This is a genomic window from Streptomyces sp. NPDC016640, from assembly GCF_043076215.1.
In the GTDB taxonomy this organism is placed as follows: Bacteria; Actinomycetota; Actinomycetes; order Streptomycetales; family Streptomycetaceae; genus Streptomyces.
Genome location: NZ_JBIBRG010000013.1, coordinates 228,902 through 248,776 on the forward strand (window position 1 = coordinate 228,902; position 19,875 = coordinate 248,776).

22 protein-coding genes are annotated in these 19,875 nt (G+C 74.7%); 10 read left to right on the forward strand and 12 right to left on the reverse strand.

Annotated elements, in window-relative coordinates; all coding sequences use genetic code 11:
* Window positions 1-15 precede the first annotated feature (15 nt).
* The 4 genes from ACF07S_RS25580 to ACF07S_RS25595 are packed head-to-tail and all read right to left on the reverse strand — an operon-like array spanning window position 16 to window position 4,832.
* Window positions 16-1,152 (reverse strand): XdhC family protein, encoded by a 1,137-nt coding sequence (locus tag ACF07S_RS25580; protein ID WP_391975198.1) that lies wholly within the window; start codon window positions 1,150-1,152, stop codon window positions 16-18.
* A complete protein-coding gene (locus ACF07S_RS25585) occupies window positions 1,145-3,280 on the reverse strand; it encodes a xanthine dehydrogenase family protein molybdopterin-binding subunit (RefSeq protein WP_391975199.1) in 2,136 nt (711 codons plus the stop codon). The genes ACF07S_RS25580 and ACF07S_RS25585 overlap by 8 nt, the downstream gene beginning before the upstream one ends.
* Complete coding sequence (locus ACF07S_RS25590) at window positions 3,277-4,269, reverse strand: FAD binding domain-containing protein (protein WP_391975200.1); 993 nt, start codon at window positions 4,267-4,269, stop codon at window positions 3,277-3,279. The genes ACF07S_RS25585 and ACF07S_RS25590 overlap by 4 nt, the downstream gene beginning before the upstream one ends.
* The gene (locus ACF07S_RS25595; protein ID WP_391963248.1) at window positions 4,266-4,832 is read right to left on the reverse strand and encodes a 2Fe-2S iron-sulfur cluster-binding protein; all 567 of its coding nucleotides are present in this window, start codon (window positions 4,830-4,832) and stop codon (window positions 4,266-4,268) included. The genes ACF07S_RS25590 and ACF07S_RS25595 overlap by 4 nt, the downstream gene beginning before the upstream one ends.
* 268 nt (window positions 4,833-5,100) lie before the next feature.
* Between ACF07S_RS25595 and ACF07S_RS25600 the strand changes: the two genes are divergently transcribed.
* Both ACF07S_RS25600 and ACF07S_RS25605 read left to right on the forward strand, forming a co-directional pair.
* Window positions 5,101-5,715, forward strand: a complete 615-nt coding sequence (locus tag ACF07S_RS25600) for a TetR/AcrR family transcriptional regulator (RefSeq protein ID WP_391963249.1) — start codon at window positions 5,101-5,103, stop codon at window positions 5,713-5,715.
* A complete protein-coding gene (locus tag ACF07S_RS25605) occupies window positions 5,712-5,942 on the forward strand; it encodes a hypothetical protein (RefSeq protein WP_391975201.1) in 231 nt (76 codons plus the stop codon). The genes ACF07S_RS25600 and ACF07S_RS25605 overlap by 4 nt, the downstream gene beginning before the upstream one ends.
* A gap of 55 nt (window positions 5,943-5,997) precedes the next feature.
* Here ACF07S_RS25605 and ACF07S_RS25610 read toward each other — a convergent pair whose 3' ends face one another.
* Window positions 5,998-6,645, reverse strand: coding sequence for a phosphoribosyltransferase (locus ACF07S_RS25610; RefSeq protein ID WP_391975202.1), 648 nt, complete (start codon window positions 6,643-6,645; stop codon window positions 5,998-6,000).
* A gap of 129 nt (window positions 6,646-6,774) precedes the next feature.
* Between ACF07S_RS25610 and ACF07S_RS25615 the strand changes: the two genes are divergently transcribed.
* Window positions 6,775-7,230 carry an archease gene (locus ACF07S_RS25615; RefSeq protein WP_391963252.1) on the forward strand — a complete coding sequence of 152 codons (456 nt, stop codon included), beginning with the start codon at window positions 6,775-6,777 and terminating at the stop codon, window positions 7,228-7,230.
* A gap of 40 nt (window positions 7,231-7,270) precedes the next feature.
* Here the strand turns inward: ACF07S_RS25615 and ACF07S_RS25620 are convergent, their stop codons facing one another.
* Window positions 7,271-7,696: a CBS domain-containing protein gene (locus tag ACF07S_RS25620; protein ID WP_391963253.1), complete on the reverse strand. Its 426-nt coding sequence runs from the start codon at window positions 7,694-7,696 to the stop codon at window positions 7,271-7,273.
* 192 nt (window positions 7,697-7,888) lie between these two features.
* On the opposite strand from ACF07S_RS25620, the gene ACF07S_RS25625 reads away from it, so the two are divergent.
* Window positions 7,889-9,151 carry an MFS transporter gene (locus ACF07S_RS25625; RefSeq protein ID WP_391963488.1) on the forward strand — a complete coding sequence of 421 codons (1,263 nt, stop codon included), beginning with the start codon at window positions 7,889-7,891 and terminating at the stop codon, window positions 9,149-9,151.
* A gap of 83 nt (window positions 9,152-9,234) precedes the next feature.
* Here ACF07S_RS25625 and ACF07S_RS25630 read toward each other — a convergent pair whose 3' ends face one another.
* The 4 genes from ACF07S_RS25630 to ACF07S_RS25645 all read right to left on the reverse strand — a co-directional run bounded on the left by ACF07S_RS25630 (window position 9,235) and on the right by ACF07S_RS25645 (window position 11,966).
* Entirely contained in the window at window positions 9,235-9,663 is a 429-nt protein-coding gene (locus ACF07S_RS25630) for a VOC family protein (protein ID WP_391963254.1), read from the reverse strand.
* Window positions 9,664-9,884: 221 nt separating this feature from the next.
* Window positions 9,885-10,676, reverse strand: a complete 792-nt coding sequence (locus ACF07S_RS25635; RefSeq protein WP_391975203.1) for an aminoglycoside adenylyltransferase domain-containing protein — start codon at window positions 10,674-10,676, stop codon at window positions 9,885-9,887.
* Between the two features lie 68 nt (window positions 10,677-10,744).
* Window positions 10,745-11,269: a hypothetical protein gene (locus ACF07S_RS25640; protein WP_391963256.1), complete on the reverse strand. Its 525-nt coding sequence runs from the start codon at window positions 11,267-11,269 to the stop codon at window positions 10,745-10,747.
* Between the two features lie 160 nt (window positions 11,270-11,429).
* Window positions 11,430-11,966, reverse strand: coding sequence for a cysteine hydrolase family protein (locus ACF07S_RS25645; protein WP_391963257.1), 537 nt, complete (start codon window positions 11,964-11,966; stop codon window positions 11,430-11,432).
* A 178-nt stretch (window positions 11,967-12,144) separates the two neighbouring features.
* Here ACF07S_RS25645 and ACF07S_RS25650 point away from each other — a divergent pair, with 178 nt between their 5' ends.
* The 5 genes from ACF07S_RS25650 to egtD all read left to right on the forward strand — a co-directional run bounded on the left by ACF07S_RS25650 (window position 12,145) and on the right by egtD (window position 17,536).
* Window positions 12,145-12,591, forward strand: coding sequence for a type II toxin-antitoxin system PemK/MazF family toxin (locus tag ACF07S_RS25650; RefSeq protein ID WP_391963258.1), 447 nt, complete (start codon window positions 12,145-12,147; stop codon window positions 12,589-12,591).
* A gap of 493 nt (window positions 12,592-13,084) precedes the next feature.
* Window positions 13,085-14,461, forward strand: a complete 1,377-nt coding sequence (egtA, locus tag ACF07S_RS25655) for an ergothioneine biosynthesis glutamate--cysteine ligase EgtA (protein ID WP_391975204.1) — start codon at window positions 13,085-13,087, stop codon at window positions 14,459-14,461.
* On the forward strand, window positions 14,458-15,774 hold the full coding sequence (gene egtB, locus ACF07S_RS25660) for an ergothioneine biosynthesis protein EgtB (RefSeq protein WP_391963260.1): 1,317 nt from the start codon (window positions 14,458-14,460) through the stop codon (window positions 15,772-15,774). Before egtA ends, egtB begins: the two co-directional genes overlap by 4 nt.
* Window positions 15,774-16,577, forward strand: coding sequence for an ergothioneine biosynthesis protein EgtC (gene egtC / locus ACF07S_RS25665; protein ID WP_391963261.1), 804 nt, complete (start codon window positions 15,774-15,776; stop codon window positions 16,575-16,577). The genes egtB and egtC overlap by 1 nt, the downstream gene beginning before the upstream one ends.
* A complete protein-coding gene (gene egtD / locus ACF07S_RS25670; RefSeq protein WP_391975205.1) occupies window positions 16,574-17,536 on the forward strand; it encodes an L-histidine N(alpha)-methyltransferase in 963 nt (320 codons plus the stop codon). The genes egtC and egtD overlap by 4 nt, the downstream gene beginning before the upstream one ends.
* A 31-nt stretch (window positions 17,537-17,567) precedes the next feature.
* Here egtD and ACF07S_RS25675 read toward each other — a convergent pair whose 3' ends face one another.
* Window positions 17,568-18,821 carry an extracellular solute-binding protein gene (locus ACF07S_RS25675; RefSeq protein ID WP_391975206.1) on the reverse strand — a complete coding sequence of 418 codons (1,254 nt, stop codon included), beginning with the start codon at window positions 18,819-18,821 and terminating at the stop codon, window positions 17,568-17,570.
* 188 nt (window positions 18,822-19,009) lie between these two features.
* On the opposite strand from ACF07S_RS25675, the gene ACF07S_RS25680 reads away from it, so the two are divergent.
* Window positions 19,010-19,225: a dodecin gene (locus ACF07S_RS25680; RefSeq protein ID WP_391963264.1), complete on the forward strand. Its 216-nt coding sequence runs from the start codon at window positions 19,010-19,012 to the stop codon at window positions 19,223-19,225.
* 24 nt (window positions 19,226-19,249) lie between these two features.
* Here the strand turns inward: ACF07S_RS25680 and ACF07S_RS25685 are convergent, their stop codons facing one another.
* Window positions 19,250-19,741 (reverse strand): hypothetical protein, encoded by a 492-nt coding sequence (locus ACF07S_RS25685; protein ID WP_391963265.1) that lies wholly within the window; start codon window positions 19,739-19,741, stop codon window positions 19,250-19,252.
* Window positions 19,742-19,875 lie beyond the last annotated feature (134 nt).

The following is a 19,875-nucleotide window of genomic DNA, read 5'->3' on the forward strand; positions in this document are numbered from 1 at the left end:
CCCCGTGTCCGCCGCTCAGGCGGCCGCCGCCGCGTCGCGCCCGTCGCGGTGGATCGGCGTCCCCGAGCCCGTCAGCGGTACGCCCGTACCGCCCCGGCGGGCCGCGACGATCTCCGCCGCGATCGACAGGGCCGTCTCCTCCGGTGTACGCGCGCCGAGGTCGAGGCCGATCGGGGACCTGAGCCGGGCCAGCTCCCGCTCCCCCACGCCCGCCTCGCGCAGGCGCCGCTCGCGGTCGGCGTGGGTGCGGCGCGAGCCCATCGCGCCGACGAACGCCGTCGGCAGGCCCAGGGCCGCCTTCAGCAGGGGCACGTCGAACTTCGCGTCGTGGGTGAGCACGCACAGCACCGTGCGGGCGTCGGTCCCGGTGCTCCGCAGGTAGCGGTGCGGCCAGTCGACCACGATCTCGTCGGCCTCCGGGAAACGGGCCCGGGTGGCGAAGACCGGCCGGGCGTCGCAGACCGTGACGTGGTAGCCGAGGAACTTGCCCGCGCGCACCAGCGCCGCCGCGAAGTCGATCGCCCCGAAGACGATCATGCGGGGCGGCGGCACGGACGACTCCACCAGCAGGGTCAGACCGCCGGGGCAGTACGACCCGTCCGCCGCCAGGGCGACGGTGCCGGTGCGCCCGGCGTCCAGCAGGGCCCCGGCTTCCGCGGCCGCGGTCCGGTCCAGCTCCGGCAGACCGCCGAGACCGCCTTCCCAGGACCCGTCCGGGCGTACCAGGAGGGTCCCGCCGAGGAGTTCCGCCGGGCCCTCGACGACCCGGGCGAGCGCGCCCGGCTCGCCCCGGACGGCCGCCGAGAGCGCCGCCCGCAGCACCTGCCGGACGGGGGCCCGGGCACCGACCGGGGTCACCATGATGTCGATGACCCCGCCGCAGGTCAGGCCGACCGCGAAGGCGTCCTCGTCGCTGAACCCGAACCGTTCGACACGGACTTCGCCGTCCTCGAGCGACTGGACGCACAGGTCGTACACCGCGCCCTCCACGCAGCCGCCGGAGACGGAGCCGATCGCCGTGCCCCCGTCGTCGACGGCGAGGGCGGCGCCGGGGCCGCGCGGTGCGCTGCCGCCCACGGCCACCACCGTGGCGACGGCGAACTCCCGGCCCTCGGCCAGCCAGCCGTGCAGCTCACCGGCGATGTCAAACACGCGGTCCTCCCGCCTCCAGCACCCGGTCCGGACGGATGGGCAGGCTCCGGTGGCGTACGCCGGTCGCGTGCCAGACCGCGTTGGCGACGGCCGCCGCGGCGCCCACGATGCCGACCTCGCCGATGCCCTTGATGCCGACCGGGTCGTCGGGGTCCTGGTCCTCGTCGATCCAGTCCGCCTCCACGGCCGGCACGTCGGCGTGGGTCGCGACGTGGTAGCCGGCCAGGTCGGCGCCATAGAGGGCGCCCGAGGCGCTGTCGCGGACCGCCTCCTCGTGCAGGGCCATGGAGATGCCCCAGATCATGCCGCCGGTGAGCTGACCGCGCGCGGTGAGCGGGTTGACGATCCGGCCCGCGGCGAAGATGCCCAGCATCCGGCGCACCCGCACCTCGCCGGTGGTGACGTCCACGGCGGCCTCGGCGAACTGCGCCCCGAAGGAGTGCCGTTCCTTCTGCGCGAGGGCGCCGACGGCGGCGGTGGTGTCGGAGCGCACGGTGATGCCCTGCGGCGGTACGGCGCCTCCCGGGACGAGCCGGTCCCGGAGCTCGTCGGCGGCGGCCGTGATCGCCCAGGACCAGGAGCGGGTGCCCATGGAGCCGCCCGCGATCCCCGCCGGGCCGAAGTCGCTGTCGCCGATCCGCACCCGGACCCGGCCGGGCGCCACCCGGAGGGCGTCGGCGGCGACCAGGGTGAGCGCGGTACGGGCCCCGGTGCCGATGTCGGCCGCGGCGATCTTCACGGTGAAGGTGCCGTCCGCCTCCGCGGTGATCGCGGCCGTCGACGGGAGGGCGCCCGAGGGGAAGGACGCCGCGGCCGTGCCCGTGCCCAGCAGCCAGCGCCCTTCACGGCGCACGCCGGGGCGCGGGTCGCGCTCGGCCCAGCCGAAGCGGCGGGCGCCCTCGCGGAAGCAGGCGGCGAGGTTGCGGCCGGCGAACGGCAGCCCGGAGACCGGGCCGTACTCGGGGTCGTTGCGCAGCCGCAGCTCGATCGGGTCGACCCCGCACCGCTCGGCCAGTTCGTCGAGCGCCGCCTCCAGGGCGAACGAGCCCGGTGCCTCGCCCGGTCCGCGCATCCACGTCGGGGAGGGGACGTCCAGCCGTACGGCCTCGTTCGAGGTGCGGTGGGCGTCGGCGTCGTACATCACGCGCGCCACGCCGGCACTCGGCTCGACGAACTCCCAGACCCTCGACGTCCGGCTCACCGAGCGGTGGTCCAGGGCGCGCAGCCGGCCCCCGGGGTCGGCGCCGAGCCGGACCCGCTGGACGGTGGGGCTGCGGTAACCGGTGAGCGAGAACATCTGACGGCGCGTCAGCACCACGCGGACGGGCCGCTGCAGGGCGGTCGCCGCCATCACGGCGGACACCTGGTGGGCCCGCACGCCCTTGCTGCCGAAACCGCCGCCGACGTGCTCGGAGCGCACGCGCAGCGCGGACGCGTCCAGCGAGAACATCCGCGCCAGCTCGTCGGCGACCCAGGTGGTGCCCTGGTTGGAGTCGACGACCTCGAGCCGGCCGCCCTCCCACAGGGCGGTCGCCGCGTGCGGTTCCATCATGCCGTGGTGTTCCTCGGGTGTGGTGTACTCCACGTCCACCACGTGCGCGCAGGCCGCGAGTTCGGCGTCCAGGTCGCCCTTCTCCGTCACCGCGGGCATGTGCCCGTCCACCGGATAGGCGTCCGGGCGGTCGGCGGTCAGCTCGATGTCGTGCGGCTCCCGCTCGTAGGTGACGACGAGCGCCTCGGCGGCCTCCCGGGCCTGCTCCGGCGTCTCGGCCACGACGAGCGCGACGGGCCACCCGGCGTGCGGAACGCGGTCGTTCTGGAAGACGGCTGCCGTCGGGTCCGGCGGAACGCCCAGCATGCCGATGTAGTCGAGGTGCAGACGCGGGGCGTTGCCGTGGTGCAGCACGGTGAGCACGCCCGGCATGTCGAGGACCGGGGCGGTCCCGACGGAGAGGACCCGGCCGCGGGCGACGGTGGACAGCACCAGCCAGCCGTGGGCGAGGCCGGCGAAGGGGATCTCACCGGCGTAGCGGGCGGCTCCGGTGACCTTGTCCCGGCCCTCGACGCGGGTGTGGGCGGTACCGACGGCGCCCGGCACCGTCGTGGGAGGGGTCGTGGCGGTGGTCATCGGGCGGCCTCCTCGGCGAGTTCGGACAGCACGGCCACCACGAGGTTGCGCACGAGTGTCACCTTGTACGCGTTGTGGGGCAGCGGCCTGGCGGCCGCGAGTTCGGCGTCCGCCGCCGCGGCGAAGTACTCCGCGGTGGCCGGGGCCCCGGTCAGCACGCGCTCGGCGGCACGGGCCCGCCAGGGCCGGGACGCGACCGCCCCGAAGGCGAGGCGCACCTCGCGCACGACGCCGTCGCCGACGTCGAGGGCCGCGGCGACCGAGCCGATCGCGAAGGCGTACGAGGCGCGTTCGCGGACCTTGCGGTAGCGGGAGCGGGCCGCGACCGGCGCGGGCGGCAGGGTCACGCCGGTGACGAGCGCGCCGGGCGGCAGGGCGGTCTCCCGGTGCGGGGTGTCGCCCACCGGGAGGTAGAAGTCGGCCAGCGGCAACCGCCCCGGCCCGTCGACCGTCTCGTAGGAGACGACGGCGTCGAAGGCGGCCAGCGCCACCCCCATGTCGGAGGGGTGCACGGCCACGCAGTGGTCGGAGGCGCCCAGGACGGCGTGGTTGTGGTGCTCGCCCTCGACGGCGGAGCAGCCGCTGCCGGGCTCCCGCTTGTTGCAGGGCCGGGTCAGGTCGGTGAAGTAGCCGCAGCGGGTGCGCTGGAGCAGGTTGCCGCCGACCGTGGCCATGTTGCGCAGCTGACCGGAGGCGCCGGCGAGCACGGCCTGGGTGAGCGCCGGGTAGCGCTCGCGGACCGCGGGGTGCGCGGCGAGGTCGCTGTTGGTGACGGTGGCGCCGATGCGCAGTCCGCCGTCGTCGGCCGGCTCGATCCGGTCCAGCGGCAGGGCACGGACGTCGACGAGACGGGCCGGGCGCTCCACGCCGGTCTTCATCAGGTCGACGAGATTGGTGCCGCCGCCCAGGTAGCGGGCCTCGGGATCGGCGTCGAGCAGGGCGACCGCGCCGGAGACGTCGTCGGCGCGCCGGTAGTCGAACTCCCTCATGCCCAGGCCCCCTCGTGCGCGGTGTTCCGGGTACGGGTCCCGGCGGCGGCGCGGGCGACCGCTTCGGCGATCTGCACGTAGGCGCCGCAGCGGCACAGGTTGCCGCTCATGCGTTCCTTGATCTCCTCGGGCGTCAGGGGTGGCGGTCCCGCTTCGGGCCGTACGTCCTCGGTGACGGCGCTGGGCCAGCCCGCGGCGTGCTCCTCGATGACGGCGATGGCGGAGCAGATCTGACCGGGGGTGCAGTAGCCGCACTGGAAGCCGTCCAGGTCGAGGAAGGCCTGCTGCACGGGGTGCAGCAGCTCCCCCTCGGCCACGCCCTCCACGGTGGTGATCTCCCGTTCGCCGGACGCGACGGCCAGTTGCAGGCAGGACACGGTGCGGCGGCCGTCGACCAGGACCGTGCAGGCCCCGCACTGCCCCTGGTCGCAGCCTTTCTTGGTGCCGGTCAGATCGAGCCGTTCGCGCAGGGCGTCGAGCAGGGTGGTGCGGTGGTCGACGGACAGCGTGTGCTTCTCGCCGTTGATGTTCAGGGTGACGGTGCTGGACGTCGAGGGGGCCATGAGCAGCCTTCTTTCACGGATCTGGAAGGCGGACGAGTCGGTGACGTTGGGGGGCGAGCTGTACGGAACGAGGAGCGTCCGGGAGCATGTGGGGTGCGGAGGGCGTGGGACCAGGTGGTCCGAGGCAGGCCGAGTGGCCGTGGCACGCCGTCCGTGTCCGCCGATACGATCGGAACGAAGCGGACAGCTGTCCGTTACTCGGAAACGTAGTGGACAGCTGTCCGGTTGAGCAAGGGCGGGTTTCGGCCAGAGCCCGCGAGGAGGACGAGTGGGGCACCACAAGGACGCGCCCCGGCGCGCGGAGGCACCCCAGCGGGCGGACGCGCAGCGCAACCGCGAACGCATCCTGCGGGTGGCCCTGGCCGAACTCACCCGCTCGGCCGACACCCCGCTGAGCGTGATCGCCAAGAAGGCGTGCGTCGGACAGGGGACGTTCTACCGGAACTTCCCCAGCCGTGAGGCACTCGTCCTGGAGATCTACCGGTACGAGATGCAGCAGGTCGCCGACAGCGCGGCCCAGCTGCTCAGCACCCGGGAACCCGACCGCGCGCTGCGCGAGTGGATGGACCGGCTCGCCCGGTTCGCCATGGCCAAGGCCGGTCTGGCCGACGCCATCCGGCAGGCCACCAGCGGCCCGGGGAGACCGGCGAAACCGGGCCACAGCCCGGTGACCGAGGCGGCCGAACTCCTGCTGCGCGCCTGCGAGAAGGCCGGAACCATTCGCCCGGGGGTGACGGCGGACGACCTCGTCCTCGCGATCGGCGGCCTCTGGCAGCTCGACCCGGCCGACGACTGGCAGCCGCGCGCCACCCGGCTGTTCGACCTCGTCATGGACGGCCTGCGCGCCGGAGCACCCGGACGACGAAGCGGGGAGTCGCCATGACCGGCACGACCGGCGCCGCGGGGACCACCGGCACCCCCTGCCCGCACCGCGGGCGGCCGGACGACGCCGAGCCGTCCCGGGTGGTCTCCCGGCACGGCACCGCGGCGGGCGGCACGCCGTGGACCCGCTGCGGCTCGCCCCGGGGCCGCGCCCTCGACGACCGCGGCGCCCCCGTCCTCTCCCCCGCCCGTCCGGCCGGCGTTCCGCGGGACCGGACCGGCCGGTGAGCCGGCGGGGGCGGCCGTTGACGGGCTCGCGCGGCCCCGGTCGTCCGAACCGCACCTACGCCTGCAGCCGGCGCAGCGCCTCCAGCACGTCCTCGTCCGTCAGCTGGTCGAACTCCTCGTACCACTGGCCCACCGCCATGAACGCGGCCGGCTCGTGCAGACACACCACCTCGTCGGCCTCGGAGCGCATCAGCGCGGCCCCCTCCGGTGAGCAGACCGGGGCGGCCAGCACGAGGCGGCCGGGGGCGCGCGAGCGCAGGGCGCGCAGCGCGGCGCGGGCGGTGGAGCCGGTCGCCAGTCCGTCGTCGACGACGACCACGGTCCGCCCCCGCACCTCGGGGGCGTCCCGCCCCTGGCGGTAGAGCTGTTCGCGGCGGCGCAGCTCGGTGCGCTCGCGCTCGACGACGGGCGCGAGGTCGGCCTCGCCCAGGCCCAGCCGGCGCAGGGTGGCCTCGTCGAAGACCGGAACGCCGTCACCGGCCATCGCGCCGACCCCGAACTCCTCCTGGAAGGGGGCGCCGACCTTCCGTACCACGAGGACGTCGAGCGGGGCGTCCAGCGCCCGGGCGACCTCGGCGGCGACGGCGACGCCACCGCGGGGCAGTCCCAGCACCAGCGGGTCGGGCAGCGCACCCTCGTCCCGCCGCTCCCGCAGCCGTGCGGCCAGTGCGCGTCCGGCCTGCCGGCGATCACGGAACAGCATGGCCGACGACCTCCCTTCGTGCCGGGGACGGCGCCCGGGCACCCGGTCCGCACCCGCGTACCCGCTTTCCGTACGCCCGAAGCGGGTCCCGCCCGGCATGGGGACGCGGGGGCCGGGCAGGCGTGGTTCATGGTCGGTGACACGGGCGACGACGGGCAGGCGCCAGGGCAGGACACGAGCGGGCACCGGGCGGTGCCGCAGGAGGACGACGTCCGCATCGAGGCGTGGGCGGCGAGCCGGGAGAACTGTCTGGCGGAGGCGGTGGTGGCGGTGGTGGAGTGCTTCGCCGACGTCTCCGGGGTGCGGCCGACCGGCGTGGGCCGCATCCGGCTGGACGAGGCCAGCGACGACGATCTGCTGGCCGCGCTGCTGGACGAGATCCTCTACCGGCTCGAGGCGTACGGGCAGGTGCCGGTCGACGTGGAGGCGGACGAGGCCGAGGGCGGCCTCGACGTGCGGCTGGCGGTCGCGCGCCTGGCGGACGTACGGGTCACCGGAGTGGTGCCGACGACCGTGGCCTGGGAGGAACTGCGCATCGGGCCCGGGCCGTACGGGTGGTCCTGTGCGCTCACGGTCGACGGCTGAGCGGCGCCGGGCGGGCCTCCTCCTCAGCGGGTCGGGCTCCTCAGCGGGTCGGGGCCGCCGTGCTGATGTCCGCCAGGGCGGAGTGCGGGTCCTCCGAGACGGCCAGGTCGCCGAGGCTGACCAGGCCCACGGGGCAGCCGCCGTGTTCGACCACCGGCAGGCGGCGGACGGCGTACCGCCGCATCAGCTCGACGGCGTGATCGGTGGTGTCCTCGGGGCCGAGGGTCACCAGGGGCGGGCGCGTGCACAGGGAGCCGACCGCCGTGGTCTCGGGGTCGCTGCCCTCGGCGACGGCCCGCAGCACGATGTCGCGGTCGGTGAGCACGCCGAACAGGTCACAGTCGTACGCGACGAGGACGTCGCCGATGTCCTGCTCACGCATGAGGCGCGCCGCCCGCGCCACCGTGGTCATGGGCTCGACGGACGTGGTGTGCGCGGACATCACGTCCCGTACGTACCGGGTCATGGGCACCTCCTGGTCAGTGGTCTGCGTGTTTTCCCCGTGCCCGCCGCGTAGCCCGCCGCGCGGCGGGCAAACCGGCTGTCGCGGCCCGTTGTGCGGGATCCGGCCGGACGCCGTTTGCGCGGCCCCTCCCGCACCCGCTTGGATGTGCCGGTCGCCGGCGGCCGGCGCCGGGACTGCGGGGGTGAGCGGGGCGTGGTGCGGGGGCGGACGCCGGGGCGGTTCGGGTGGCTGTGGGCGGCGTACGGGATCAGCACCTTCGGCACCAGGTGCGCGTTCGACGCGTTCGCCCTGGTCGCGGTGCTGGTGCTGGACGCGCATCCGGCCGAGGTGTCGCTGCTGGCGGCCGTGGGACCGGCGGTGGGCGCGGTGCTCTCGGTGCCGCTGGGCCCCTGGGTGGAGTTCCGCCGCAAGCGCCCGGTGATGATCGCGACGGATCTCCTCCGGTGCGCGGTGCTGCTCAGCGTTCCGGTCGCGTACGTCCTCGACGCGCTCACCGTGGGGCAGCTCCTGGTGGTGTCGGTCGTCGTCGCCGCGGCCGACATCACCTTCCACGCGGCCGTCGGGGCGTTCCTCAAGGAACTGGTGCCCGAGGAAGGGCTGCTCGTGGCGAACGGGCGGTTCGAGGCGACGAACTGGACCGCGACCATGCTCGGGCCGCCGCTCGGCGGCGCGGCGATCGGCTGGTTCGGTCCGGTGACCACGGTGGTCGCCGACGCGGTCAGCTACCTGCTGTCGGCCGGTGCCCTCGGCGCGGCCGGCGGTGAGGACAGGCGTCCCGTGCGTCCCGCCGAGGACGCGCGGCTCCGGGCGGGTGACCTCCTCGACGGGTGGCGGTTCGTCCTCGCCAGTCCGGCGCTGCGCCCGCTGTTCCTCAACACCGTCCTGGTCAGCGGGCTGATCATGGCTGTCTCGCCGCTGCTCGTCGTGCTGATGGTGGGCCCGCTGGGGTTCGCGCCCTGGCAGTACGGGCTCGCCTTCGCCGTGCCCTGCGTCGGCGGCCTGATCGGCTCGCGGTCGTCCCGGCGGCTGGTCCGGCGGTTCGGATCGCAGCGGGTGCTGCGGGTATCGGGGACCCTGCGGGCGTGCTGGCTGCTCGGGCTGGCGTTCACCGGGCCGGGCACGGGCGGGCTGGTGCTCGTGATGGTGGTGGAGTTCGGGCTGATCACCTGCATGGGCGTGTTCAACCCGGTGTTCGCCACCCGGCGGCTGGAGCTGACCCCGGCGGACCGGGTCGTCCGGACGCTGTCCGCGTGGTCGGCGACGAGCAAGGCCGTCATCGCCGTACTGACCGCCCTGTGGGGGCTGTTGGCCGCCCTCACCGGCCCGCGGACCGCGATCGGCCTCGCCGGCCTCCTGCTGCTGGCCACTCCGCTGCTGCTCCCGCGCCGCGACGACCACGACACCTCGCGGCGGCCGGGACCGGCGCCCGCGTCGCTGCCCTCGGACGGGGGCTGACCGGCCGGGCCGGGGCGGAACCCGTCCCGGCCGGTCACGCTTCCGGTGCCGCGTCGGCCAGGGTCTCCCTGGCCGACGCGGCACTAGACGGCTCCGGGGACCTCCTCCGTGACACCGTTCAGCGGTGAGGCCGGGTCGGTGCCGTAGGGGCGGGTGACGGCTTCCAGGCCGTGGCCGGCCGGATCCCGGAAGTAGACGCCGCGTCCGCCGTCGTTGCGGTTGATGTGGCGCGGGTGCCTGCCGTGCGGGTCGGCCTGGAGGGGGATCCGGGCCTCCACGAGCCGGGCGAGGATCGCGTCGAACTCGTCCTCGGAGACGAGGAACGCGTAGTGCTGCGCCGGGATGTCGATGTCGACGGTCGCGAAGTCCAGGGTGACGCCGTTGGCGGTCGTCACCGGCAGGAACATCCCGGCCGGTTCCCCGACCTCGAGCCCCAGGATCCCGGCGAGGAAACGGGCGGACTTCTCCCGGTCACGGGTGAGGACGATGGTGTGGTTGAACTCTACTGGCACTGTGTCAATGCCTCCGTGGGCATCCCGGCACCTCCATGCCTCACCCAGCCGGTGACCGACACGCGATGCCGCGTCCGGAAGCCTAGACAGCGGCGCCGTCGCCTGTCGAGCGTTCAAAGCGTCCGCCCGGGGGCCCGTCGGCCGGAAACCGGCGCGGTCGCCCGTCTCCCGGCAGGGCCGGGCGGGCCGGGCGGGCGGGCCGGGCGGGCGGGCGGGCCGGGTCAGCGTGCGGTCTCGGCCTCGACCGCCTCGTCCACGCGCCCGGCCACCCAGGCCAGGAAGTCCCGCACCGCCGCCCGGGGCAGCACGAGCGCGGATTCCCGGGGGCGTTCGAAACTGCGCAGCGCGTCGGTGATCAGTGGCCGGAAGTCCTCCTCGGAGGCGGCGACCGCCTCGCCCGCCCCGCGCTTGGCGAGCCAACGACCCGTCCGGCAGTAGACGACGGAACGGCAGCCGTTGAGGACGCGGTTGTCGGCCACATGCCCCTCGCCCTCGGCGTGTTCCCGCACGGAGGCGCGGAGTGCGGCGAGCACGGTGCCCCGTTCCGGCGCGGCGATCACCTCGCGTACCGGCCTGCCGAACAGCGGCAGGCCCTCCTGGTGCGCGAGGGAACGGTCGAGGGCGTACCAGAACGACGGCCCCGCCCCGGGGTCGAAGCTCACCCGCTCGGACAGTGACGGTCCGGTGTTGAGATCCATCAGGTACCCCGCCTCGCCGGACGGTCGTGCGGTGAAGTCGGCCGGGTACACGACCAGTTCCAGCCCGGCGGCGGGACAGGGCAGGGCGGGGTGGGCCAGCACCCGGGCCAGTTCGGGCAGCACCCGCCGGGGCAGTGAGGGGTCCACCACCACCGTCACGTCGATGTCGCTGCGTCCGTGGCGGTAGTCGCCGAGTGCGAGGGACCCGACGGCGAGGACGCTCACCAGGTGGGGGCCGCAGACGGCGCGGGCGCGGCGGACCAGCTCGTCCAGGTAGGGGCGGACCTCGGGGGGCTGAGGAACGGGAGAACTCATGGGGCCAGTGTCGGCCAGGCGCGCCGCCCGGGTCCCGCGCGGGACCCGGGCGGCGCGTCGCGGGGGACTCAGCAGCCGCCGCAGTTGTGGAACGTGACGTCCCAGTGGTTGCCCTCGTCGGCGTAGACGTTGCCCGCGCCCGACCGCCACTGCGGGGCGCCGTCGCCGCGGACTCCGATGTAGGCGAAGGTGTTCTTGATGTAGTTGCCGAGGCAGGTGTACTTGCTGAAGTCGAGCTTGTAGCCGTTCCAGTGCGAGTACGTCCCGGAGGCGTGGCCCGTCTCGGTGCCGCCGGTGATGTTCAGCGCGCAGCCGCTGGCCCGCTTGAGCGTCTGGGCGCCCTGGGCGGTGGCGAGGTTGAGCTGGTCGAAGGACGTGCAGGTGGGGTTGTTGCGGTCCGAGCAGTTGCCGGACGACGACCAGGTGATGCCGGCGTCGCGGAACATCGAGGTCGCGGTCGCGTGACTGATCTTGGTGGCGGCGGACGCCTCGCCCGCCGTACCGACGACGGCCGCGCCGGGGGCGACGACGAGGGCGAGGGCGGTGAGGACGGAGCGCGTCCTCAGGGGCTTGAGTGCCTTCACGGCCAGCATGGACGAACCTTCCTGCCTGGGGGGAGCCGGACCTTCCGGTGGGGCGGCTGTGCAGTGGTGCAGTGGTGCAGGAAGATGATGGCCGAGGTCTACGCGCGTCCGCCAGAGGGCGGACGGCACGGATCGCGCGGGAAACGGATCGCGCGGGAATCCGAACGGGTCAGTCCCACAACTCCCGGCTGTCGCACACCCGCGCCCCCATGTTGCGTTCCATCATCCGCAGGGCGGCGTCCGCCAGGTCGGCGTGGATGTGGGCGACGGCGTCACGCGGGACGACCACGTCGTAGTGGCGGATGTGCGCGTCGAGCGCGGAGTAGAGGACGCACTGCTCCGTCACCTGACCGCACAGCACGAGCCGCTCGACGCCCTGCTGACCGAGCAGGTAGTCCAACGGGGTCTCGAAGAAGACCGAGTGCCTGGCCTTGACGACGAAGAGGGAGGAGTCGTCCGGCCGCACCGGCCGCACCAGGTCCGCCTGCGACCCCGCGAGGGCCTTGTCGACCAGCTCGCCGTGGTGGGAACGCCATTCGCCGAAGTTGTCGTTGACGTAGATCACCGGTACGCCCCGCCGCCGTGCCCGCTCCAGCAGGGCGGAGACGACCGGTACGACCGACTCGGCGGACGGGATCAGCCGCTCGGCGTCCACGTGGTCATAGGTGTTGATCATGTCGATGACGATCAGCGCGGTCTTTCCCATGTCTCCCAGGTTCCACCGGGGAGGCCGGTCAGGCACGTCCGGTCGTACGCACGGCCGCCTCGGCGGCGGGGCGGCGGGCGGCGGGCGGCGGGCGGCGGGCGGCGGGCGGCGGGCGGCGGGCGGCGGGCGGGCGAGGCTCCCTGCCCGGGGCGGCCCACGGGTGCCGTACGGTACGCCTGTGACCGCCTACAGCCCCGAGAACACCCCGGGCCGCCACGGCCCTTCCGCCACCGTCGAGGCCGCTCCCCGCGCGGTGGGCCGGGTGCGCACCGAGTACTCGCCCGCGCACGACGGCGACCCCGATCCCGGGGAGATCGTGTGGACCTGGGTGCCCTTCGAGGAGAACGACGGCAGGGGCAAGGACCGTCCGGTGCTCGTCGTCGCCCGTGAGGCGGCCGGGTCCTTCCTCGCCGTGCAGCTGTCCAGCAAGCGGCACGGCGGGGACCGGGAGTGGGTGCCGATCGGCAGCGGGCCGTGGGACCGGTCGGGCCGGGAGTCGTGGGTCGCCGTCGACCGGGTGCTGCGGCTGCACGAGGAGGGCATGCGCCGGGAGGCGTGCGCGCTGGACCGGATGCGGTTCAACCTCGTGCGTCAGCGGCTGCGGGAGCGGTACGGCTGGAGTTGACCCCCACCGCCTCCGGCGACAGGTCCGTGAACGCCCGTTCGAACGCGCCGCGGACCGTGCCGCCGCGGGCGCGCGGCGGGCACCCGCCGCCACGAGCCTCCCCCGTAGTCCCTCGGGCACGGGCGCACCCCCGGTCCGCTGCGGCCACGCGCCGCTCGTCCCGCGGGCGACGCCGCGCGCGGCGCCCGCTCACGGCGCCACCCCCGTAGCCGCCGTGACCGCGCGCCGCGCGGTCCCGCTCGTCGTGCTCACGCAGGCATCGTGAGCGATGCTCGTGATGCGGCGCAACGGAGTTTCGCCTCCCCCGGAAGGTCCGGGAAACGGGCGGCGAAGCCCCCGGGGACAGGCCGGACGAAAGGACAACCGCCCCGGAACGCCCCGCCAGGCGCCCTTGTGTCGGGCGACGCGAAGGTTTTGGGTGGACGGGTTGGTGCCGGCCGGGACCGTCCAACCTCCGGGCCGGCGACATGTGGAATCACAGGAGTGTCCCGACATGTCCGATACGACAGATGGCTGTTCCGCGCCACGCCCCGCCGTCACGGAAGCCGAGGCGGAGGCCCTGATGCGGGGCATCTGCTTCAAGACCGGACCGCCGCGCCGCCTCGGGGTCGAGGTGGAATGGCTCGTCCACGAGCTGCGGGAACCGCGGCTCCCCGTGTCACCCGAACGACTCGAGGCGGCCTACGCCGCCCTGCGGACCGTGCCCCTGAGGTCGGCGCTCACCATCGAGCCCGGCGGCCAGCTGGAGCTGAGCTCGCCGCCCGCCGCCTCCCTGATGGAGTGCGTCGCCGCCGTCTCCGCCGACCTCGACGCCGTCCGCGCGGTACTGCGCCGGGACGGCCTGGTGCTGGTCGGCCTCGGCCACGACCCCTGGCACCCGCCCCGCCGGTTCCTGCGCGAACCGCGCTACGACGCCATGGAGGCCTGCCTCGACCGCACCGGCCCCGCCGGCCGGGCCATGATGTGCACCTCCGCCTCCGTGCAGGTGTGTCTGGACGCCGGGTACGAGGAGCCCGGCCCCCTCGGCCACGTACGGCGCTGGTGGCTGGCGCACCAGCTGGGCGCGGTCCTGCTCGCCGTGTTCGCCAACTCCCCGATGGCCGGCCACCGGCCCACCGGCTGGGTGTCCACGCGGCAGCTGCGCTGGGCCCAGATCGGCACCGGCCGGGCGGGCGGCCCCGCCCTGGACGCCGACCCGCGCGGCGCCTGGGCCCGGCACGTGCTGGACGCGCCCGTCATGTGCGTACGGCGCGACGGCGGGCCGTGGCAGGTCCCGCGGGGGCTGACCTTCCGGGAGTGGACCAGGTCCGCCGTGCCCAGACCGCCGACCCGGGAGGACCTCGACTACCACGTCACGACCCTGTTCCCGCCGGTCAGACCGCGCGGACACCTGGAACTGCGCATGATCGACGCGCAGCCCGGCGACGACGGCTGGATCGTGCCGCTGGCCGTGACCGCAGCCCTGTTCGACGACCCGGAGGCCGCCGAGACCGCCTACCGGGCGGTGAAACCACTGGCCGAGCGGATGGACGGCATGCCCGCGCCGCACAACCCGCTCTGGCGGGACGCCGCCCGCGACGGGCCGGCCGACCCGGAGCTGCGCGAGGTGGCCGTCACCTGTTTCGCGGCGGCGCTGGGCGCCCTGCCCCGGCTCGGCGCCACCACCGAGGTGGTCGACGCGGTCGCGGCCTACCGCAACCGCTATGTCGTCCGGGGCCGCTGCCCGGCCGACGACCTGCTCGACGAACTGCTCGACGACCGGCACCGGACGTCCCGCGCCACGGACGGCGCCGGCACGCCGTACTCCCCCGGCGCCCGCCCCCGCCCCCCGCACGGCGGTTCCCCGCACGGGAAGGACACGTCCTCATGACCGACCCCGCCCTGGACGCCGAAGCCCTGCGCGAGCGCGCGGTCGCCTCGCTGATCACCGCACGGGACCGCACCACGCTGCTCACCGGCTGCGTCGACGAACCCGATCTGACCGCGCAGCACTCGCCGTTGATGTCCCCGCTGGTGTGGGACCTGGCGCACATCGGCAACCAGGAGGAACAATGGCTGCTGCGGGCCGTCGCCGGTCAGGAGGCGATACGGCCGGAGATCGACAGCCTCTACGACGCCTTCGAGCACCCGCGTGCCGAACGCCCGAAGCTGCCGCTGCTGCCGCCGGACGAGGCGCGCCGGTACGCCGCCGATGTGCGCGGCCGGGCGCTGGACGTGCTGGAGGGCGCCGCGTTCCACGGGACGCGGCTGACGGAGGCGGGTTTCGTCTTCGGGATGATCGCGCAGCACGAACAGCAGCACGACGAGACCATGCTGATCACCCATCAGCTCCGCCGGGGCCCGCGGGCCCTGGACGCCCCCGACCCGGAGCCCGTGCCGCTGTTCACGGGCCCGTCCGAAGTCCTCGTCCCGGGTGGCCCGTTCACCATGGGCACCTCGGACGAGCCGTGGGCGCTGGACAACGAACGCCCCGCGCACCGGCGCGAGGTGGCGCCCTTCCGCATCGACACCACCCCGGTGACGAACGCCGCGTACCAGGCCTTCATCGAGGACGGCGGCTACGACGAGCCGCGCTGGTGGACCGCCGAGGGCTGGGCCCACGTCCGCCGCGCCTCCCTGACGGCCCCGCTGTTCTGGCGGCGGGACGGAAGGCAGTGGCTGCGGCGCCGGTTCGGTGTCACCGAGGCCGTGCCGCCCGACGAGCCGGTGCTGCACGTGTGCTGGTACGAGGCGGACGCCTACGCCCGCTGGGCCGGGCGCCGGCTGCCCACCGAGGCCGAGTGGGAGAAGGCCGCCCGGCACGATCCGGCCGGCGGCCGCTCGACGCGTTACCCCTGGGGCGACGCCGATCCCGGTGCCGAGCACGCCAACCTCGGGCAGCGGCATCTGCGTCCGGCGCCCGCCGGAAGCTACCCGGCCGGTGAGTCGCCGCTCGGGGTACGGCAGCTGATCGGCGACGTGTGGGAGTGGACGGCGAGCGACTTCCTGCCGTACCCGGGGTTCAGGGCGTTCCCGTACAAGGAGTACTCGGAGGTGTTCTTCGGGCCGGGTCACAAGGTGCTGCGCGGCGGTTCGTTCGCCGTCGACGCGGTGGCCTGCCGGGGCACGTTCCGCAACTGGGACCGTCCGATCCGGCGGCAGATCTTCTCCGGGTTCCGCACGGCGCGCTCGGAGGACGTCTGATGTGCCGTCACACGGCCTACGTGGGGCCCGGGGAGCCGCTCGGGAGGCTGCTCGTGGAGCCGGCGCACGCCCTGTACCGCCAGTCCTGGGCGCCCCGGCGGCAGCGGTACGGCACGGTCAACGCCGACGGCTTCGGCGTGGGCTGGTACGCGCCGGGCGACCCGGTGCCGGCCCGGTACCGGCGGGCGGGCCCGGTCTGGGCGGACCTGTCGTTCGCCGACCTGGCCCGCGTGGTGCGGACCCGGGCACTGCTCGCCGCCGTGCGGGACGCGACCCTGTCCGGTGCCGACGCCGAGGCCGCGGCGGCGCCGTTCGCCGCCGGGACCTGGCTGTTCAGCCACAACGGTGCGGTGCCGGGCTGGCCGGGCTCGCTCGCGCCGCTGGTGACCGCCCTGTCCGCCGAGGACGTGCTGTCGCTGGAGGCCCGTAACGACTCGGCGTTCGTGTGGGCCCTGGTGCTGGCCCGGCTGCGGGCCGGTGACACGGAGGGGCAGGCGCTGGCCGACACGGTCCTGGAGGTCGCCGCGGCGGCCCCCGGGTCCCGGCTCAACCTGCTGCTCACCGACGGCGACACGGTCACCGCCACCGCCTGGGGCGACACGCTGTGGTACCTCGTCCGGGCCGGCGGCGGCACCGTCGTGGCCTCCGAGCCCTACGACGACGATCCGCGCTGGCGCGAGGTCCCCGACCGCACCCTGCTCGCGGCGAGCCGCACGGATGTCCTGCTGACCCCGCTCAAGGAGCCCGGCGGCGCGCCGGCGCCCGCCGTCGCACCCGCACGTCCGAAGGAGCCCCGTACGTGAGTCCGTTCCTCCTCACCCGCGCCCTCCCCGAGGACGCCGCCGGCGCCGCCCTGCGCGCCGACGTCCGCGCGGGCCTGACCGGCAGCCCCAGGACGCTGCCGCCGAAGTGGTTCTACGACGCCCACGGCAGCGAGCTGTTCGAGCGGATCACCGCGCTGCCCGAGTACTACCCGACGCGCGCCGAACGCGAGATCCTGCTGGCCCGTTCCGGCGAGATCGCCGCGGCGTCCGGGGCCCGCACCCTGGTCGAACTGGGCTCCGGGTCCTCGGAGAAGACGCGGTATCTGCTCGACGCCCTCACCGGGCTGCGCAGCTACGTTCCCGTCGACGTCAGCGAGAGCGCCCTCACCCTGGCCGGGCGGGCGCTGGCCGGCGAGCGGCCGGGACTCGACGTGCACGCGCTGGTCGCCGACTTCACCGCCCGGCTGGCGCTGCCCGGCACGCCGGGACCGCGGCTGGTGGCGTTCCTCGGCGGCACCATCGGCAATCTGCTGCCGGCCGGGCGTGCCGCGTTCCTCGCCTCGGTCCGCGCCCTGCTCGACCCGGGCGACGCCCTGCTGCTGGGCACGGACCTGGTGAAGGACGAGAAGGTGCTGGTCAGGGCGTACGACGACGCGGCCGGGGTGACGGCCGCCTTCAACAAGAACGTCCTGACCGTGATCAACCGGGAGCTGGGCGCCGACTTCGACCCGGCCGCCTTCGACCACGTGGCGCTGTGGGACGCCGAGCACGAGTGGATCGAGATGCGGCTGCGCTCCCGCACCGCGCAGAGGGTGCGGATCCCCGCGCTGGAACTCGCCGTGGACTTCGCGGCGGGCGAGGAGCTGCGCACCGAGGTGTCGGCGAAGTTCCGGCGGGAGGGGGTGAGCGGGGAACTGTCGGCCGCGGGGCTGGAGCCGGCCCGGTGGTGGACGGACGGTGAAGGGCGGTTCGCGCTGTCGCTGAGCATCGCTCACTGAGCGCGCCGCCCGCCCGCCGGGACCACTCCGCCTAGTCGAAGGCCAGCGCCTCGGTGATGCGGCGGGAGGCGCGCTCGGCCTCGGTGGCCGGGTCGGCCCCGGTGAGCACCTCGGTCATGTACTCCTTGATCGGGTTGTCGGCCTCGACCGCGCCCCACTGGGGGGTGCTGGGGGTGGCGCGGCCCTGTGCGGCTCCGGCGGCCATGGCCGCGACGCCCTCCTCCCCCGCCACCGAGCGGGCGAGGCCCGCCTTGTTGGGGACGTAGTTCATGGTGCGGGCCAGTTCGGTGTTCCACCGGGCGCCGGCGAGCGCGGCGACGACCTCGACGGCGCCCTCCTCGACGTCGGTGTTCGCCGGGACGACGAGGTCGGAGCCGCCGGTGAACACGGCACCGGGCTTGCCGGGGGTCCTGCCGGGGACGGGGAAGTAGCCCAACTCGCCCTCCAGTCCCGGGTTCTGTTTCACGATGGCCCGGACCGTCCCCGGCACGGCCACGATCTGGGCGACCCGGCCCCCGGCGAACACGTCCGCCTGCGGCGGGTGTTCCTCGTCGGCGTCGACGGGTCCGTCGCCGAGCGCCTGGAGCCTGCGGTAGAAGTCCGTGCCGCGCAGGGCCGCCGGGCTGTCGAGCGCGCCCCGCCAGACGCCGTCCCGCTCCGTGGCGAGGTCACCGCCCTCCTCCCAGATGAAGCCGGCGAGCGTGTACCAGTCCTGTCCGGCGAGGTAGATGCCCTGGGTGCCGCCGGTGTCGAGCTTCTCGGTGACGGTGAGCCACTCGTCGCGGGTCCTGGGCGGCGCGGTGACGCCGACCCGGCGGAAGAGGTCCTTGCGGTAGATGACGACGCGGTTGGCGGCGTACCAGGGGATGCCGTACTGCTGGGAGCCCCACCGGCCGGGTTCGGCCAGTCCGGGCAGCCAGTCGCCGCGTCCCCAGTCCCGCATGGACTCCAGGGTGAGGTCGAGCAGTCCGTCCCCCTCGGCGTACTGGGTGACCTGGGTGTTGCCGACCTCGATGACGTCGGGTCCGTCCCCCTCCGCCGTGTCCAGCGCCCGTTGCACCTTCTCACCGATGCCGGTCCACTCCTGGATGCGGATGTCGAGGTCGAGCCCGGGATGCTCCCGCTCGAACTCCTGCGTGAAACGGTCCAGGTACTCCTGGGAGGCGCTGTGCCGCATCAGCCACACGGTGACCGTGCTCCGTTCGACTTCGTCGGCGGGCAGCAGCCCGCAGCCGGCGAGGAGGGAGGCGGACACACAGGCGAGGGCGAGCAGACGGCGTTTCACGAGGGGTCCTGTTTCTGTCTGGACGGACAGGGCGGGGCCCGACATGGGGGGCGAGCGGGTGCTCGGGCGGGTGTCCAGCATCTTGGTATGGACCAATAGGTAGGTCAAGCGGGTCGGATGAACGGGCCGACGCCTCGCGCCACGCCGCCCCGTGGGGCACGGTGGAATGACATGAGAGGAGTACGCGCATGTCGAACCACACCTACCGGGTCACGGAGATCGTCGGCACCTCGCCCGACGGGGTCGACCAGGCCGTACGCAACGGGGTCGAACGCGCCTCCCACACCCTGCGCAATCTGGACTGGTTCGAGGTGACCCAGGTGCGCGGCCATATCGAGGAGGGGCGGATCGCGCACTGGCAGGTGGGACTGAAGGTCGGCTTCCGCCTGGAGGAGACGGACTGAGCCGGCACCGGCGCCCGGCCGGTCTCAGGTCCGCCCTTCCCGCTCCTGAGCGTCGTGCAGTTCCCCCGGAGAGGCCGTCCAGCGGGCCCGGACGACGGTGAAGCCGGCCCGCCCGGCGTCCAGGCAGACGAGTTCGTCGTCGTCCACGAGCACCCGGATCTCCCGGGTGCGGGCGAGGCGGCGCAGGATCGTCAGTTTGGTGTGGCGGGCGGGCCTGCGGTCGGCGTTGCCGCGCATGTGCACGTCCCCCTCGGGCAGCCCGTGGGCCGCGAGCCAGTCCAGCGTGTCGCGTCGGCAGCGCTCCGGACGTCCGGTGAGGTAGACGATCTCGCACTCCCGCGCGCTCTCCCGGACCAGCGCGACGCCCTCGGCGAGCGGCGGATCCTGCGGCGCGGCGGCGAAGAAGGCGTCCCAGTCGCGCGGCCTGCGCTCCAGGAAGCGCTGCCGGTGCGCCGTGTCGGCGAGGGTGTTGTCGAGGTCGAACACGGCCAGCGGCCGCTCGCTGCGGTCGGTCACGCCGCCAGCCTAGTGCCGCGGGCCCCCCGGGGGGCCCCCCCCCCCCCGCCCCCCGCCCCGGCCCCCCCCCCGCCCCCCCCCCCCCCCCCCCGGGGGCCCCCCCCGGGCCCGGGCGCTCCAGCGCGCCCCCCGGG